Here is a 15,696-nt window from a genome sequence, read left to right on the forward strand (position 1 = left end):
CTCACATGCTGGTCCGGGCGGACCAGATCTCGGGGAAGACCACCCGGGCCATGCTGCGTTGCAGCCAGGCCAGGCCGGCGGAGCCGCCGCTGCCGACCTTGGCGCCCATGGTGCGCTGCACCGCCTTGAGATGCTTGTAGCGCCAGTCGCCGAACTGCTCGGCGACCTCGGTCAACGCCTCGCCGAGCAGCCGCAGGTGGTTGTCCGGGGTGTTGGTGCGGTAGACCTCCACCCAGGCGGCCTCGACCGCCGGGTGCGGTTCGTGTTCGGTGGCGACGTCGCGGGTCAGCAGGTCGGCCGGGATGTCGTGGCCGGCGCGGGCCAGCAGGGCGATCACGTCGTCCCACAGGCTCGGCGTGTGCAGCGTCTGCTCCAACTCGGCGTACACCTCGGGTTGGCGGCGGAACGGGCGGATCAGCGACGGGGTCCGGATGCCCAGGGTGAACTCCAGCTGCCGGTACATCGCCGACTGGAAACCGGAGCCCTCACCGAGCAGGTTGCGGAACCGGTTGAAGTCGGCCGGGGTCATCCAGCGCAGCGTCTGCCAGGAGGCGTTGAGCCCTTCCAGGTGCAGCGCGGCGCGGCGCAGCGGGGCGACCGCCTCCCACACCTGGTCGGCGCGCAGCAGTCGCTGGGTTTCGCGCAGCTCGTGGCGGGTCAGCCCGAAGTACAGCTCCATGATCTGGCTGACCATCAGGAACGACATCTCGCCGGGGTCGTCGCTGAGGGTGCGCTGCAAACTGTGCAGGGTGCTGGCGTGCACGTACGCGTCGTACGGCACCCGGTCGCCGAACTCCAGGGTCGGCTCACCGGCGTTGGCGGCGGCGCGGGCGTCGCGTTCGGCGGCGTCCACCGGCCGCACGGCCGGTGGGCTGGCCACGTCGGTGCTGTTCACGTCGGCTGCCCTCCTTTGCTGTGCCGCCCATGATCGCCGACTTGCGGTCCGTCGCTGAATACCGGATCAACGGCGGTACGCGGCCGCGACCTGCAGGTCCGTGGCTAGATTGGGGTGATCGGTTAACGAAGGGAAAGTGTCCGTGGACGAGATGGATTGGGCCCTGCTGCGCGAGTTGCAGGCCGATGCCCGACTTTCCTTCAGCGAGCTGTCCCGCCGGGTGCACCTGTCACCGCCGGCGGTCGCCGAGCGGGTCCGCCGGCTGGAGGAGTCCGGCGTGATCGGCGGCTACCACGCGCACGTCGACCTGACCCGGGCCGGCTGGACGGTGATCGCCCTGATCCGGATGTCCTGCTACGGGTCGCACTGCATCCTGCGCGACCCGCAGGTGCCGACCTGGCCGGAGATCCGGGAGATCCACCGGATCACCGGCGACGCCTGCTCGATGCTGAAGGTGGCGGCGGCGTCGATGGACGCCTTCGAGGACGTCATCGACCGGCTCGCCCCGTACGGCCAGCCGTCCAGCACGATGGTGCTCTCCACCCCGCTGGACTGGCGACCGGTCACCGCCGCCGACTGACTCGGCACCGCGTGACAGTCGACTGAACGTCGACAGAGCCGCGATTCTGTCAATTTTCACCAGAAACTGAGGTATGGTTGCGGAGTCGTGCGCTAGGAGGCAGGTGCTGTGCTGATCCGTTTCGAGGCGGCGAACTTCCGCTCGATCCTCGGACCGGTCGAGCTGTCGATGGTCGCCGTCGACCGGGACCGGCCGGCGGTGCAGCGGGTCGACAGCATCGACGAAAGCCTCCTGCCGGTCGCCGCCATCTACGGTCCCAACGCCTCCGGCAAGTCCAACGTGGTTGCGGCTCTCACCTGGCTGCGCGACGCGGTCGCCGATTCACTGCGGTTCTGGGACGACGGGATTCCGGTCGAGCCGTTCGCGTTCGGCCACGGTCCACGGAGCCCATCGGAGTTCACCGTCGAACTGATCCTCGGCGGGGTCCGCTTCGAGTACGTCGTCGAGCTGGACGCCGACGCGATCCGCTACGAAGGCCTGTTCCACTATCCGGAACGCAAGCGGCGTCGGATCTTCGAACGCGAGGGTGACGAGCTGACGCTGCAACGGGGCCTCGGCCACCTGTCGGGCACCCGTGAGCTGCTGACCAGTCGTACTCTCGCCTTGTCAGCGGCCCGGCGGTTCCGCGAACCCCTCGTCTCCGGCCCCGCCGAGGAGTTGCTGAGCATACAGACGTTGGAGCCGGGGCCGCGTCGCCGCCCATTCGTTCGGCAGGCCCCTCATCTGGCGACCCGACACTGGTTCGAGGATGCCGCCGGGGCGCGCCAGGAAGCGCTGCCCGGGCTCGAAGACCTACGTCCGGACCGGGCTCAGGCCCTGGCGCTGCTGAGGATGGCCGACCTCGGCATCGAGGACGTGGTGATCGACGATGGCGCAGCAGCGTCCGGCCAGGACCCTCGGTCCTCGACCAGGCGACGACGAATCCGGCTGCTGCACCGTACGGGCGACGAAGCGGTCCCCTTGGACTTCGGCGCCGAATCGGAGGGGACCCGCACCTGGTTCCAGCTGATCGGCCCGGTGCTGACCGCGTTGAAGGCCGGTTCCCTGCTGCTGTTCGACGAACTGGACGCCAGTCTGCACCCGACGCTGTCCATGCAGCTCATCCGGCTGTTCACCGACCCCGCGACGAACCCCTCGGGGGCACAGCTGATCTTCACCTCGCACGACACCAGCCTGCTCAATCACCTGAACCGGGACGAGGTCTGGCTGACCGAGAAGGCAGTCGACGGCGCGACCCGCCTCGGCGCGCTGGCCGAGTTCGCCGGCGAACGCGTACGCCGGTCACAGAACCTGGAGAAGGCGTACCTGCACGGACGGTTCGGCGCGCTACCCGACGTCGACCGCACCGAGATCCTGCGGGCACTCGGACTGATCGGCTGACCGGTGACACCGAGACGGACGCGGGCCAAGGACCTGCGACGGCGGACCGCGACCCGCCCCGAGCGCAGAACGATCGTCATCTTCTGCGAAGGCGAGGCATCGGAGCCTGACTACCTGAACGCGCTTCGACGGCTCCCCCACATCAGGGACAGCACCGCGATCAACATCGAGATCGACCCGGACCAGGGGGTCCCGTTGACCCTGGTCAACCGGGCGATCGAGCGCAGCGCGGACGACGAGGTCGACGAGTGCTGGTGCGTGTTCGACGTCGAATGGCCCCGGCACCATCCGCACCTCGACCGGGCCATCCGGCTGGCAGCCGAACACGGCATCCGACTGGCGGTCAGCAACCCGTGCTTCGAGCTGTGGCTGATTCTGCACTTTCAGGATCAGACCGCGTTCCTCACCACCGCCGAGGCGCAACGACTGAGCCGCAAACTTGACGGCCGTACCGGCAAGCGGATCGACCCGACGCGCTACCTGCAGCAACGGCAGGCGGCGGCACGACGCGCCGCGCTGCTCGCGCGACGGCACGACCGGAATCAGGCGACGTTCCCCAACGACAACCCCTCGTCGGGCATGTATGAACTGCTGAGGGCGGTCGAGCCGACCGCGAGCGGATCAGGGTGAACGAACGTCCTGGATCGGAGGCGACCGTGACGACAGCGCGGCAGGGGCCCTGGGTGCCGCTGGACCGGGCCCGGCAGCGGACCAGCATCAAGTGGCGGATGTATCCGCCGGACGTGCTGCCGGTGTGGGTGGCGGAGATGGACGTCGACCCGGCCGGGCCGATCGTCGAGGCGATCGACGCCGCGGTCCGCGCCGGTGACCTCGGGTACGCCACCGGGGCCGGCTACGCCGAGGCGGTCGCCGGGTTCGCGGCGACCCGCTGGGGCTGGGACGGCCTGCACCCGGCGCGCACGGCGATCGTGCCGGACGTGATGCTCGGCGCGGTCGAGATGCTGAAGCTGGTGACCGGGCCGGGCGACACCGTCGTGGTCAACCCGCCGGTGTACCCGCCGTTCTACGGGTTCCTGCGCAACCTCGACCGGCCGGTGCGGGAGGCTCCGCTCGGGCCGGACGGTCGGCTCGACCTCGACGTGCTGGCCGAGGCGTTCACCGCCGCCCGTGCGGGCGGCCGCCGGGCGGCGTACCTGCTGTGCAGCCCGCACAACCCGACCGGCACGGTACACACCGCCGACGAGCTGACGGCCGTCGCCGACCTGGCCGCCCGGCACGGGGTGCGGGTGGTGGTCGACGAGATCCACGCGCCGATGACCGCCTCCGGCGTGACGTTCGTGCCGTACCTGTCGGTGCCCGGCGCCGACGACGGCCTGACGCTGATCTCCGGTTCGAAGGGCTGGAACCTCGCCGGGCTCAAGGCCGCCCTCGCGGTCGCCGGGCCGGCCGCCGCCACCGACCTGGCCCGGCTGCCGCAGGAGGTCGGCCACGGGGTCAACCACCTCGGGGTGATCGCCCACACGGCGGCGTTCCGCGACGGCGGCGACTGGCTGGACACCGTACGGGCGGCGGTGGACGCCAACCGGCGGCTGCTCGCCGACCTGCTGACGGCCCACCTGCCGCAGGTGCGGTACGCCCCGGGTCAGGCGACGTTCCTGGCCTGGCTGGACTGTCGTGGCCTCGGGCTCGGCGTCGACCCGGCGGCGGTGTTCCTCGACCGGGGGCGGGTGGCGCTCAGCTCCGGCGTGGACTTTGGTGCCGGCGGTGCCGGGCACGCCCGGTTCAACCTGGCCGCCGCCCCCGACACGATCGCCGAGGCGGTACGCCGGATGGCGGCGGCCGTCGGCTGAGTCACCAGGGTTCGGGGATGACCAGCGCGAGGCAGCGCTGGGTGCCGGACGTCGGCTGGTAGCAGGCGGAGGCCTCCAGGTTGTACGTGTGGTCGAACCGGCTGAACGAGGCGGTGCCGCCGTTGGTGCAGGTGCCGCCGCTGGTGGTCGTGCCGCCGGTGACCCGGCCGGTCGCGCAGCCGGCCGACGTGGCGGTCTTCTGCACGGTGTTCAGCGAGGAGCGCTGGTCGAACGACTGGTGCGAGCCGTACCCGACCTGCGTGACGCCGGGGCGGGTCACCGCGTACTGGAACGCCGTCGACGTGTAGTAGGACCAGCTGGCCCCGGTGCCGACGGTCCGCAGCTCCGGATCCCTGGCCGAGCCCGGGATGTAGAGGTAGAAGCCCTTGTCGTGGGTCGAGGTGCCCTGCACCATCCGGTAGACGATGACCAGTAGTCCCTGGCTGTAACTTCCGGTGCTGTAGTTCAGGCTGAGGCCGCTGCCGCAGATCGTCTGGTCGACGAGGTACCCGACGCCGTTGGCGTAGAGCATCACCCTCGCGCAGCGCCCGTCGTTGGCGGTGTCCTGGATGGTCCCGACCGTGTTCGAGGTGCCGGAGTAGTCGGTGGCGTAGCCGGTCAGGCTCACTCCGGGCAGAGTGCCGGCGTACTGGTAGGCGTTCGGGTGGTAGTAGTTCCACGACGCCGACCAGCCGGTGCCCGACGGCAGGGCCAGGGCGGGTGCGGCGGGCAGCAGCGCGGCGGCCAGGACGCCGACCAACGCGGCCGCCAGGGTCGCACCGATCGATCGTGGCCGGATTCGTTTCCTCATTGGTCCTCCCGACAGTCGACGTGGACGGTCGCCGATGTCGACAACAGGGTGCCGCAGTCACGCCGCCGACCGTGCCGATCGGTCGTGAAGCGGACAGCGGTCCGTTCGGGGATTGATTAACGGCGATGGCGGCCGCATCCTTCTGACTACTTCGGATCCTGGGGAGGTAGCCGTGACTCTGAACCGTGCCAGACATCTCCGCCGCACCCTGACCCTGTCCGTCTCGGCCGCACTGCTGATCACCATCGCCGCAGCGCCCGCCACCGCCAACGCAGCCGGCACGACCGGTGTCACGTCCGCCGCCGACGACCGGCAGTACGTCGCGCTCGGTGACTCGTACTCGTCGGGGGTCGGTGCCCCGCCGTACCACGACGGCGACTGCAAGCAGAGCACCCACTCGTACGCCGCCCAGTACGCCGCCGCACATCCGGCGATGTCGTTCGGCTTCGCGGCCTGCAGCGGCGCGACCACCGACGATGTGATCGCCCACCAGCTGGGCTTCCTCGGGCCGGACACGAAGCTGGTGACGATCACCGTCGGCGGCGACAACCTCGGCTTCACCTCCACCTTGGAGACCTGCATCGAGGCGTTGCACGACAGCACCTGCAAAGCCGCCATCGACAAGGCCCTCGCGTACGTCGCGACGACGCTGCCGGGCAAGCTGAAGCAGGTGTACGGCGACATCCTCGCCGCCGCCCCGAACGCCAAGCTGGTGGTGCTCGGCTACGCCCAGCTGTTCGCCCCGTCGTTCTGCCTCGAAGCGCCGCTGGATGCGACCCGACGGGGCTGGATCAACGACGCGGCGGTGCAGCTCAACAAGGCCATCGAGGCCATCGCGAAGACGTACGGCGTGTTCGCCCCGGTGGACGACCTGTTCACGTCCCACCGGGTCTGCAGTGAAACCCCGTGGCTCAACGGCGTCACCAAGCTGAAGGACGCGTTCCACCCGAACCTGGACGGCTATACCGGCGGCTATCTGAAGGCGCTCGACGCGGCCGTCAGGTCGGTTGGTGGACGGGACCGACTCGCCGACGCCGGTGCGCCAGCATCTCGACCGCAGCGAAGGTGATCCCGAGGCTGGCCAGCAACACGATGTTCCACAGCACGGGCAGCGGTGCGGTGACCGGCGCGAGTACGGCGACCAGGACCGCACCGCTGATCCGGTAGCCGCTGACCCGCCGCCAGACCCGCCACCAGAACGCCTGATTCGCGCCGAGGTAGACGACCGCACCGACGTAGAGCGCGTAGTGACCGAGCGCGTGCGCGTGGGCGGTCAGCACGCCGCCGTGCAGGATCAGGGTCTCGCGCAGGCCGAACGCGAACAGGATCAGCCCGGCGACCATCGGCAGGTGCAGGTAGGTGTAGGCGTCGCGGGCCAGCTTCGCCCGCTCCTCGCCCCGGGACGCTTCCAGGGCGTCGTGGGCGAGGCCGGCGTCGGTGTGGAAGTAGGACCACCAGATGGCGCAGATGGCAACTGCTGCGGCTGACAGGACCAGGACCAGCAGTACGGAGGTCGCCTCCTGCGCGGCGGAGAACCCGAGCGCGATGATGGTCTCACCGAACGCGATCAGCATGATCAACGCGTACCGGTCGGTCCAGTGCCGGACGGTCCGGATCCGCCAGTCGCGCAGCCCGGTCCGGTAGTTCCCGAAGATCTCGATCAGGACAGCGACCAGCCAGATCGCGGTGATGATCACGTCAGTCGACCGGTCGTCGGGGACGACCACGTCGAGCACGATGCTGCCGGCCAGCAGCGTCAGCGCCACTGTGCTGGGCACCGCACCCTGCCGGAGCACCGCCGGCAGTTCCGGTTGTTCCCGTGCCACATGCCAGATCAGCGCGGCCTGGACGAGCCGACCGGCGATGTACGCGGTCACCACGACGCTGGCACCGGGCAGTCCGCCAGGGACCGGCTCGAACGTCTGCGGCAACGCGATCCCGAGGACCAGTGTCACCGCCATGACGCCGATCATCGCCAGGCGGACCGGGGCGGTGTCGTGTCGGACCGCGTTGGTCACCCAGGAGAAGCTCGCCCAGGCCCACCAGAGCAGCGCCAGCAGGGTCAGCCCCTGCAGCACCCCGAGCACCGAACTCTCCCGCACCATGAGGACGGTGACCTGGATGAACGCGAACACGAAGACCAGGTCGACCAGGAGTTCCTTCGGGGTGGCGCCGGTGAGCTTGGCGGCTTCGGGGTCGACCCGCTCGTGCAACTGCCGGTGCCGTCGCCGGAACGCGGTGCGGTCGGCGACGATCATCGTGGCGACCCCGACCAGGAGCAGCCCGAGCGAGGCCAGCGGCGGGGTGTGGGCGGCCAGCGGCAGGAGCACCAGCAGCGCCACGATGCCGACGATCGGGCTGCGCCCGAGCATTCCGACGGCACGTCGCTGGAACGCGATCAGCCCGCCGAGGTAGACGATGACACCACCGAACAGCAGAACGACGCTCTCGGCGTGCCAGGGATGGTCGGAGGTGCCGGTAGCGGAGGAGACGACGTGTTTCAGGCTGAGCGCGAGCACGATGAGCCCGCAGATCATCGGTAGGTGCAGGCCGCTGTAGGCGTCCCGGGCGATCCGGGACTGGTCGGGCCGGGGCCGCCCCTGCATGGCGTGTTCCGCCACGAGCTTGGCCACGTCGAAGTAGGTCCACCAGAGTACGGCGACCACGGCGATGCTGAGCGCCGCGCCGGCCAGCAGCTGCCAGGTGATGGGCCGGTCACCGCCCAGGCCCTGGCTGATGCCGACAGAGATGACGGTTTCGCCGAGCGCGACGAGGACGACCAGACCGTGTCGCTCGGCGAGGTGCCTGCCGGACACCACCTGTGCGTTGCCGCTGCTGACCACTCGCAGCGCGCTGAAGTTGATCACAATGACCAGGGCGAACAACGCGGTACGGACGTACCGGTCGTCGATCGGCAGGTCGAGTCTCGGCGGCAGCCAGACCGCGCAGGCCAGGATCAGCCCGGCCGGCAGGTAGGTCAGCCAGGAGGCGATCACCGGGCGACGACCGGCAGGGCCCTGCGACCAGTGCAGGAAGCTCAGCACCACCAGCACGGTGTAGATGATCGACAGGTAGCCGGCGGCGACGATCAGTGGTTCGATCACCCCGCCGGACTCGGCGGTGAAGGTGCCCGGAATCGCGACGCCCATGATCAGCAACGTGGTGGCGATTCCGAACACGACCAGCGGCATCAGGCCCTTGTCCAGGTAGACGACGTTGCCGAGCCAGGCGCAGGAGTTCCAGCAGTGCCACAGCATCAGCACCACGAGGAGGCCCTCGACGACCCCCAGCCAGTGCAGCTGACTTGCCATCAGGCTGGTGACCCGCAGGAAGGCGAACACGAAGAACAGGTCGATGAAGAGCTCCATCCAGCTCACATCGCCGGCGGTCCCCTCGGGGCGCACGACGAGGAACCGTCGCCGCCGGAGCTCGGGCGGCGCCGGACCCCCGTCCGTCATGCACCCCACTGTGCCGACCGGGCCGGGTCACGGTGGGGACATCGGTAAAATTCACCCCCCGCCGCCCGGCCCCGCCGACCTTCGCCCCCACCCGCGTCACGGCGGCTGGCGCATCCAGTCGGCGTCCAATCATGATCCAGTGATAGTTGGGAAGCTGGCCAAACCCGCGACCTGCGGGAAAACGTGTGTCCCGGCGGACCTTCTCAACCACAGTGGATGATCGTCTGTCCGGGACGGCCGTCGGCCAGAAGGGGAGATTGATGAGACGCGTCCTGCTCCGCCGTACCGTTGCCGCCGTCGCCGCGGTCGTGGTCACCCTCCCACTGGGTGCCCGCCCCGTCCAGGCGTTCGACTTCACCGCGATCATCGGTGCCGCGAAGGCCGCCTACGAGCTGTACAAGGAGTACAAGGAGGGCCAGTCGCTGGACGACGCGACGGACAAGATCATCAAGACCATCAACGACGCCAGGACCGACATCCTGGCCCAGGTCGACCGGCTGGCCACCGCGCAGGCGAAAGCTTGCGCCCGCAGCGCGATCATCGACTTCAACGACATCCCGAACTTCAACCAGACGACCCTGCAGGCGTACGCGCGGGACACCACCGCCTGCGTGACGCTCATCGACAGCCTGCTCGACGTCGTCACCGACAAGGCCTCCGCCGACCAGCTCGGCTTCACCCTGAACACCGTCGGGCCGCTGGCCCTCACCGCCCGCGCGCACGCCGGCTTCAGCACCTCGTCGCTGCTCGACCAGGTCGTCGACAGCAACAACACCGTGCTCAGCACGCTGAAGCCGACCTGCTCGACCGCCATCAAGGGACTCAACGGCATCCCGCAGAACGGCGCTGTCTACACCTGGGAGACCAGGTGCACCGCCTACGACGGCAAGGTCGGCAGCACCAGCAAACGCATCGCGTACCCGCCGACGACAAACCCGTACGACGTGCCCGGCACCACCGCCATCGTGATGCGCCACACCAGCCACGCCCAGGCCACCGCCGTACTGCCGGTCCTGCGGGCCACCCCCGCCTGACCGCCGTCCGGCTCAGGTGACCGACCGTGCCGCCCCGGCGATCGCCGGGGCGGCACGCGTCACGCCTGCGCTCAGGCGGTCTTCAGCAGCCGCACCGACACGCCCGTGCCGGTGTGGAACGGCTCGGCGGTCCAGCCGTCGATCCCGGTCACCGTGACCGATCCGAAGGTGCCGACGAGCTTGTTGGCCCGCAGCACCGGTACCGACACGTTCGCCGCCGGCGGCCGCTGCGGGTCCAGGGCCAGCACCAGGGCCGCCCGACCGTTGAGCGTCGCCGTCGCGTCGACCACCAGCGGCGGCTCACCGCCGTCGGTCAGGTTCACCGACAGGGTCGCCTGACCGGACTGGGCGTACTCGCCGCGTACCCGGACCTGCCCGGCGGTGCGGTCCAACCGCAACGTGCCGCCGCGCAGCTCCACCGGGCCGTCGCCCAACGCCCGCTCCGACGCCGCCACCAGGGTGCCGTCGACCAGCCGGGTGCCGCCGGTGTAGCTGTTCGCGCCGGTCAGGGTCAACGCGCCGGTGCCGAGCTTGACCAGCATTCCCTCGCCGTCGATGTCGTTGCGCCAGGCGTCGGCGGCGTGGAAGCCACCGGCGGCGGCGTCCATCGTGACCCGTACGGTGCGCCGCAGCGACCCGTAGCCGTCGGCGGCGGCGAACAGGTTCAGCCGGCCCCACTGCTCCGGGCCGTCCAGCAGCGGGTAGCCGCCCGGCAGCCCGGTGCTGCGCAGCACCTCACGCCGCTGCTCGGCGTCCAGGTAGGGCAGCCGGGTCTCCAGCAGCACCTCGGCGCCCTTCGGCACGGTGAACGGGGTGTCCTTACGCGCCTGCGGCAGCATGTACGTCAGCCGGGGCGTCACCTTCGCCAGGTTCGCCGCCCGGTCGGCGTACGGGTCCGTGTCCGGCCCGGCCGAGTGGGCGTACGCGTACAGCGTGTCGGCGCTCGTGCCGGTGGCGGCCTGCAGATACTCTGCGGCCTGGCGCCGGGCGTCGGCCTTGAGCTGCGCGTACACCGGATCCGCGAGCACGGCGGCGGCCAGCGCGGTGGCCAGGATCCGCCCACCGATCACGTCCACCGGCGAGTGCATGCCGGCCACGATCCGGCTGTCCGCGACGTCACTGGCCCGGGCCAGCAACTCCTGGAACCGCTCCGGTACGGCGTACGCAAACGCCAGCGCCGCCAGGTAGGCGGCGTTGGCGTGGCCGCTGGGGAACCCGCCGTCGTCGGCCGGGTTGTCGGCCCGCTGGCGCAGCAGCTGCGGCACCACGGCGGTGTTCGCCGCGTACACCGGCACGCCCAGCACCGGGATGCCGCCGGTCTCGACGACCTTGTTGTCGTCGGTGAGCCGCCACGGTCGCGGATACTGGTAGGTGGACTTGCTCGGGTTGCTGGAGGCGTGCGGGCCACGGATCGTGTTGACCAGCTGCACCACCGTGCCCAGCGCCGACGAGGTGGAGCCGGCGCCGAGTGCCGAGCCCGCCGGGGCACCCGGCGGCAGCGCGTCGCTGACCCGCCCGGCTGGCACCCCGTCGGGGGCGGCGGTGATGCCGGTGACCGCGAGCGAACCCGCCAGGTACGGCTGCGTCAGCGGGCCGAGGCCGCTGATCGCGCTGTAGCTCTGGTGCTGCCGGTCGAAGATGTACGCCTGCTTCGCCTCGGCGTCGGTCCGCTCCTCGCCGACCTTCACCACGTACCGGATGTTGGCCCGCAGCACCTCGGCGCTGCGCGGTACGCCGTTGTCCCAGTTGCTGCCGGTGGTCCACAGCTGCTCGAAGCCGGCGAGGATCCGGACCGCCGCGTTGGTCTGCGGGGTCCGGTTGGCGCTGGTGTTGGTCAGGTAGTCGTCGACGAACGGCAACCCGGGGTAGCTGGGCGCCGGCGGTACGTTGCCGGCGGCGGTCGCCGTTGTCGCGGTGGCGGGGGCGGCGACCGCCGGGGCGGCGGTGAGCAGGCTGCCGGCCACCGGTAGGGCGGCGACGGCGGCCGAGCCGCGCAGGAAGACGCGGCGGTCTATCGCATGGTGCTGTGCAGTCATGGCTGCTGACCCTGACCAACGCCGATGAACGGCACAGGGCCGGTCAGCGAACGGCCGGTGGACTCAAGCGATCGTTAGATCCAGAAGTGACGTGTCTCCCACTGGTACGCCGTGCCCCGGTGACCTGCTGTCATCCGTCGACGCCGATCGGCTACCTCATCGGCGTCGGATGCGACAGGTCAGCCGGCGGACCGGAAGACCACCGTACGGTCGTCGGTGAGCACCGGCACGCCGGACGAGTACTGGAGGCCGGTGGTGCCGGCGGCGTTCTCGATGCCGATGGTGGCGCTGCCACCGCGCTCACCCGGGCTCGCCGGGTCGATGCCGCTGTAGCTGATCGACACGTAGCCGCCGAGCTGAGCGAACACGATCTGGAACGTCACCCGTTCGTCGGGGTTGGCGGCCCGGCGCACGTTGCGCCACTCGACGACGTACTCGCCGAACGGGGACGAGCCGCGGGTCGCCGTGACCACGTCGGCCTGCTCGTCGACGATCAGGTCGTCCCAGAACGCGGCGACCATCGCGTCGGGCCCGCCGACGGTCGGGACGCTGGTCGGCACCGGGTGGGAGCCACCGGGGTCGGTGAAGGTGAGGATGCCGTTGGTGTCGACCCAGGCCGAGGTGTACGTCTGCCCGTAAAAGGTGACCGGGAACGGCAGCGTGACCTCGGTGACCGCGTCGTCACCGGACAACCCCAGGGGGGCACCGGCCGCCGGGGTGTACGGCTGGCTCAGCTCCTGGCAGTAGCTGCCGTCTCCGTTGCCGGCCGCCATCAGGAACAGGGCCAGGTTCGTGGTGCCGGGCACCAAGATGGCCTCGGTGGCGACCAGCGCGCAGTCCCCCGGGCCGGAGCGCGCGGTGACGGCGTACTCCCCGGGGGCGACGTCAGCGAAGCTGAATCCGCCGCTGGCGTCGGTGGTCGTCTGCCGCCCGCCCGGTTCCAGGGTGACCGGTACGCCGGCCCCGACCGGCATGAAGTCCGCCCCGTAGACGGTGCCGCTCACCGTCACCGGTGCGGCCAGCACATGCACGGCCGAGATCGCCAACTCGCTGGTGAGCCCGTTCGCGGTGCGGCTGGCCGCGAAGAGGGGCAGCTCACCGAGCGCGGTCGGGGTGACGGTCACCGTGGTCGAGCCGCCGGGCTCTGCCAGCGTGGCGGTCTGGCCGAGGGTGGCCGCGCCAATGCTGTAGCGGAACTCGGTCACGTTGGTGTCGCCGCCAGCGTCGAAGGTCACCGGGATCGGGGTGCCGAGGGCGGCGGTGGCGCCGCTGGGGAAGCTGATCTGCGGGGCGCCGGGGCGGGCCTGTTCGCCGAGCTCCGATTCGGAGACCGCTCGCTGGTAGACACGGACGTCGTCGACCTGGCCGATGAACTGATCGGTGGCCGCGCCGGCCCGGGTCGCCTGCCCGACGGTGACCGAGCCGGTGGCGGCGACGCTGCCGGCGAGGGTGGCGGTCGCGCTCTGCTGGGTCCTGTTGACGTGCAACTGCAGGGTGCCGTAGGGCTTGTGGTAGATCGCCGCGAGGTGGGTCCACTGGCCGGGAACGGCGGCGGCGTCAGAGTCCACGCTGATCAGCGAAGCGTCAGCGGAATCGGCGTCGGCCATCGTGAAACGCCACCGGTCGGCGGCCGCGTCGTAGCCGATGGCGGCGACCGAGGTGGTGCTGCCGTCGACCGTCACGACGGTCTGGGAGGTGTCGGTGGCGTCGAGCTTGACCCACGCCGACAGGGTGAAGGTGAGGTCGGTACGCAGGGTGAGCGGGGCGGCGGTGGTCGGGTGCGGCCAGCTGACCGGGTCGCTGGTGGCCGCGTGGTCGCCGGCTGCGGTCAGCGCCAGGGCGGGGCTACCTCGGCCCGGCGTGGTGGTGGCCCCGACGACGGTGAGCGCGTTGCCGTTGCCGGTGGCGTCGGCGCCCACGGCGGCGGTGTCGTCGAAGTCCCAGTACGCCACCGGGGCGTTGCCTGCAGCCACGAAGAACTGGTAGTCCACGGCAGTGGAGGCGAGCCCTGCCTGATCCTTCGACCAGACCCGCAGGGTGTTGAGGCCGTTACGGGTGGGCTGCAGCTCCAGGGTGGCGGAGCCGTCGGCGGCGGCTGGGATCGTCGGTGCGGAGCCGGGGCCGATGCCACTGTCGAGGGTGTAGGCGTAGCCGACGATGCCGGCGGCATCGGCCGGTGGGCTGATGGTGAAGATCCCGGGGATGCCGACTCCGCCGACCGGGGGCTGGTTCGGGGTCGAGGGCGGATAGTCGGCCGAGGTGATGCTCGCCGGCGGCTCGGGCGCGATGACGTCCAAGGTGAACCGGCACGGTGCCGACCACGGCCCGGTCGACGTGCTGTCGCTGGTGCGGGCGCGAAGCAGGTAGGACTTGCCGTGCTCCAGCGCCGCTGCCGATGGCACCGAAGCGGAGACGAAGGACGGGTTGCCGGTGCTCTGCTGCACCTGCTGCGCGGTGTGCGGGGGCTGACCGACCCGCCGCCAGGAGAACGTGGTGGTGATCGTCTGCGCACCGGCGTCGGGGTCGCTGGCGCGGGCGGCGAACGTCGGTGTCGTCGTGATGGCCCAGATCTTGCCGGTCTCCGGAGAGCAGGCGCGGCCGTGCACGGTGAGCTGGGTCGGGCGGTCGGGCACCTGGTTGGCGGCGGCGACCGCCGGCGCCGCAGGCACCAGAGCCACCGCGAGCAGGGTCGCCATGCCGATGGCGAGGCGACGCGGCCAGCCGGACCGTCCCTTTGATACCTGACCTGCGTCGAACGTCAACTGGCGCCTGCCGTACGGCACGTCCACCCCCGCGATGTGAAAATGTGAATGCGGGAGCAGAGTAGCCACCGGATACCAGCGCCCGTCAATCCCCCGACTCCACAAGATTCACGCCAAGGTAAATGATCATAACTGTGGGTGATCACTCAGTGGGCCGGCGAGCATCCGTCGGTGTGAGCGTGCGCATCAGCTGCCGACGACGTCCGTTCGGGGTTCCGATCGGGGTGGTTAGTTCGATACCATCGAACAAGAATTCGGTGCGGCCCGGCGGGCGGTCCGCCCCACCCCCTGGGAGGTCCGGTGCGCAGGTCAGACCGCGTCGTCACCGACGGTGACGTACGCCAGGATCTGGTCGGCGCCCGGATGCGCCAGTTCCGCAAGGAACAGGGGCTGACCCTGCGCGGACTGGCCGGTCGGGCCAACCTGTCGATCGGCTTCCTGTCGCAGGTCGAGCGGGGTGTCTCGTCGATCGGGCTGACCGCGCTCAACAGCGTCGCCGCCGCCCTGGACCGGCCGGTCGCCGAGTTCTTCAGCGAGGAGCCGCCCGCGACCGCCGAGGACCCGCAGGGCAACCTGCCGGTGCACTTCACGCTCACCCGGGCCGACAACGGCGCCACCGAGTACGTCTCCGGTCAGCAGACCTACCGGATGCTCTCCGACCGTGGCCCCAACCTGGTGCTGGAGCCGATGCTGGTGCACATCGCGCCGGGCGGGCGCCGCGAGGAGGCGTACGGGCACGCCGGCGAGGAGTTCGCCTACGTCGTGCGGGGCGAGCTGCTGTACGAGGTCGACGGGGTGGAGCACCGGCTCTACCCGGGCGACAGCCTGCACCTGCGGTCGAACACCCCGCACCGGCTATACAACGACACCGACGAAGTGACCACCGTGGTCTCGGTGGTCACTCCCCGGTTGTTCTGATTCCGCGCACC

The 15,696-nt window shown here is 70.4% G+C and carries 12 protein-coding genes; 7 read left to right on the forward strand and 5 right to left on the reverse strand.

The window, feature by feature from the left end; translation table 11 throughout:
• Position 1 precedes the first annotated feature (1 nt).
• Complete coding sequence (locus O7623_RS07905; protein WP_282227941.1) at positions 2-895, reverse strand: tryptophan 2,3-dioxygenase family protein; 894 nt, start codon at positions 893-895, stop codon at positions 2-4.
• A 142-nt stretch (positions 896-1,037) separates the two neighbouring features.
• Here O7623_RS07905 and O7623_RS07910 point away from each other — a divergent pair, with 142 nt between their 5' ends.
• From O7623_RS07910 to O7623_RS07925, 4 genes are all read left to right on the forward strand, one after another.
• Positions 1,038-1,475 (forward strand): Lrp/AsnC family transcriptional regulator, encoded by a 438-nt coding sequence (locus tag O7623_RS07910; RefSeq protein WP_282227942.1) that lies wholly within the window; start codon positions 1,038-1,040, stop codon positions 1,473-1,475.
• A 108-nt stretch (positions 1,476-1,583) separates the two neighbouring features.
• Positions 1,584-2,855: an ATP-binding protein gene (locus O7623_RS07915; protein ID WP_282227943.1), complete on the forward strand. Its 1,272-nt coding sequence runs from the start codon at positions 1,584-1,586 to the stop codon at positions 2,853-2,855.
• A 3-nt stretch (positions 2,856-2,858) separates the two neighbouring features.
• Positions 2,859-3,485, forward strand: coding sequence for an RloB family protein (locus tag O7623_RS07920; RefSeq protein WP_282227944.1), 627 nt, complete (start codon positions 2,859-2,861; stop codon positions 3,483-3,485).
• Positions 3,486-3,511: 26 nt separating this feature from the next.
• A complete protein-coding gene (locus O7623_RS07925) occupies positions 3,512-4,666 on the forward strand; it encodes an aminotransferase class I/II-fold pyridoxal phosphate-dependent enzyme (RefSeq protein WP_282227945.1) in 1,155 nt (384 codons plus the stop codon).
• 1 nt (position 4,667) lies between these two features.
• Here O7623_RS07925 and O7623_RS07930 read toward each other — a convergent pair whose 3' ends face one another.
• Entirely contained in the window at positions 4,668-5,477 is an 810-nt protein-coding gene (locus O7623_RS07930) for a hypothetical protein (protein WP_282227946.1), read from the reverse strand.
• 172 nt (positions 5,478-5,649) lie between these two features.
• Here O7623_RS07930 and O7623_RS07935 point away from each other — a divergent pair, with 172 nt between their 5' ends.
• Entirely contained in the window at positions 5,650-6,546 is an 897-nt protein-coding gene (locus O7623_RS07935; protein WP_282227947.1) for an SGNH/GDSL hydrolase family protein, read from the forward strand.
• Here O7623_RS07935 and O7623_RS07940 read toward each other — a convergent pair.
• Positions 6,476-8,935 carry a low temperature requirement protein A gene (locus O7623_RS07940; protein ID WP_282227948.1) on the reverse strand — a complete coding sequence of 820 codons (2,460 nt, stop codon included), beginning with the start codon at positions 8,933-8,935 and terminating at the stop codon, positions 6,476-6,478. The genes O7623_RS07935 and O7623_RS07940 overlap by 71 nt on opposite strands.
• Before the next feature lie 260 nt (positions 8,936-9,195).
• Here O7623_RS07940 and O7623_RS07945 point away from each other — a divergent pair, with 260 nt between their 5' ends.
• On the forward strand, positions 9,196-9,969 hold the full coding sequence (locus O7623_RS07945) for a hypothetical protein (protein ID WP_282227949.1): 774 nt from the start codon (positions 9,196-9,198) through the stop codon (positions 9,967-9,969).
• A 71-nt stretch (positions 9,970-10,040) separates the two neighbouring features.
• Here the strand turns inward: O7623_RS07945 and O7623_RS07950 are convergent, their stop codons facing one another.
• Together O7623_RS07950 and O7623_RS07955 are read right to left on the reverse strand one after the other, a co-directional pair.
• Positions 10,041-12,005, reverse strand: a complete 1,965-nt coding sequence (locus O7623_RS07950) for a phosphatase PAP2 family protein (RefSeq protein WP_282227950.1) — start codon at positions 12,003-12,005, stop codon at positions 10,041-10,043.
• Between the two features lie 179 nt (positions 12,006-12,184).
• Entirely contained in the window at positions 12,185-14,794 is a 2,610-nt protein-coding gene (locus O7623_RS07955) for a LamG-like jellyroll fold domain-containing protein (protein ID WP_282227951.1), read from the reverse strand.
• 273 nt (positions 14,795-15,067) lie between these two features.
• Between O7623_RS07955 and O7623_RS07960 the strand changes: the two genes are divergently transcribed.
• A complete protein-coding gene (locus tag O7623_RS07960; protein WP_282227952.1) occupies positions 15,068-15,685 on the forward strand; it encodes a cupin domain-containing protein in 618 nt (205 codons plus the stop codon).
• Positions 15,686-15,696: the final 11 nt, after the last annotated feature.

Source organism: Solwaraspora sp. WMMD791 (assembly GCF_029581195.1).
In the GTDB taxonomy this organism is placed as follows: Bacteria; Actinomycetota; Actinomycetes; order Mycobacteriales; family Micromonosporaceae; genus Micromonospora_E.

What these genes read in the sequence shown, in the direction of transcription:
- O7623_RS07945 (WP_282227949.1), top strand. Translation starts at nt 9,196, where the DNA reads ATGAGACGCGTCCTGCTCCGCCGTACCGTTGCCGCCGTCGCCGCGGTC.
- O7623_RS07940 (WP_282227948.1), bottom strand. Translation starts at nt 8,935, where the DNA reads ATGACGGACGGGGGTCCGGCGCCGCCCGAGCTCCGGCGGCGACGGTTC.
- O7623_RS07950 (WP_282227950.1), bottom strand. Translation starts at nt 12,005, where the DNA reads ATGACTGCACAGCACCATGCGATAGACCGCCGCGTCTTCCTGCGCGGC.
- O7623_RS07930 (WP_282227946.1), bottom strand. Translation starts at nt 5,477, where the DNA reads ATGAGGAAACGAATCCGGCCACGATCGATCGGTGCGACCCTGGCGGCC.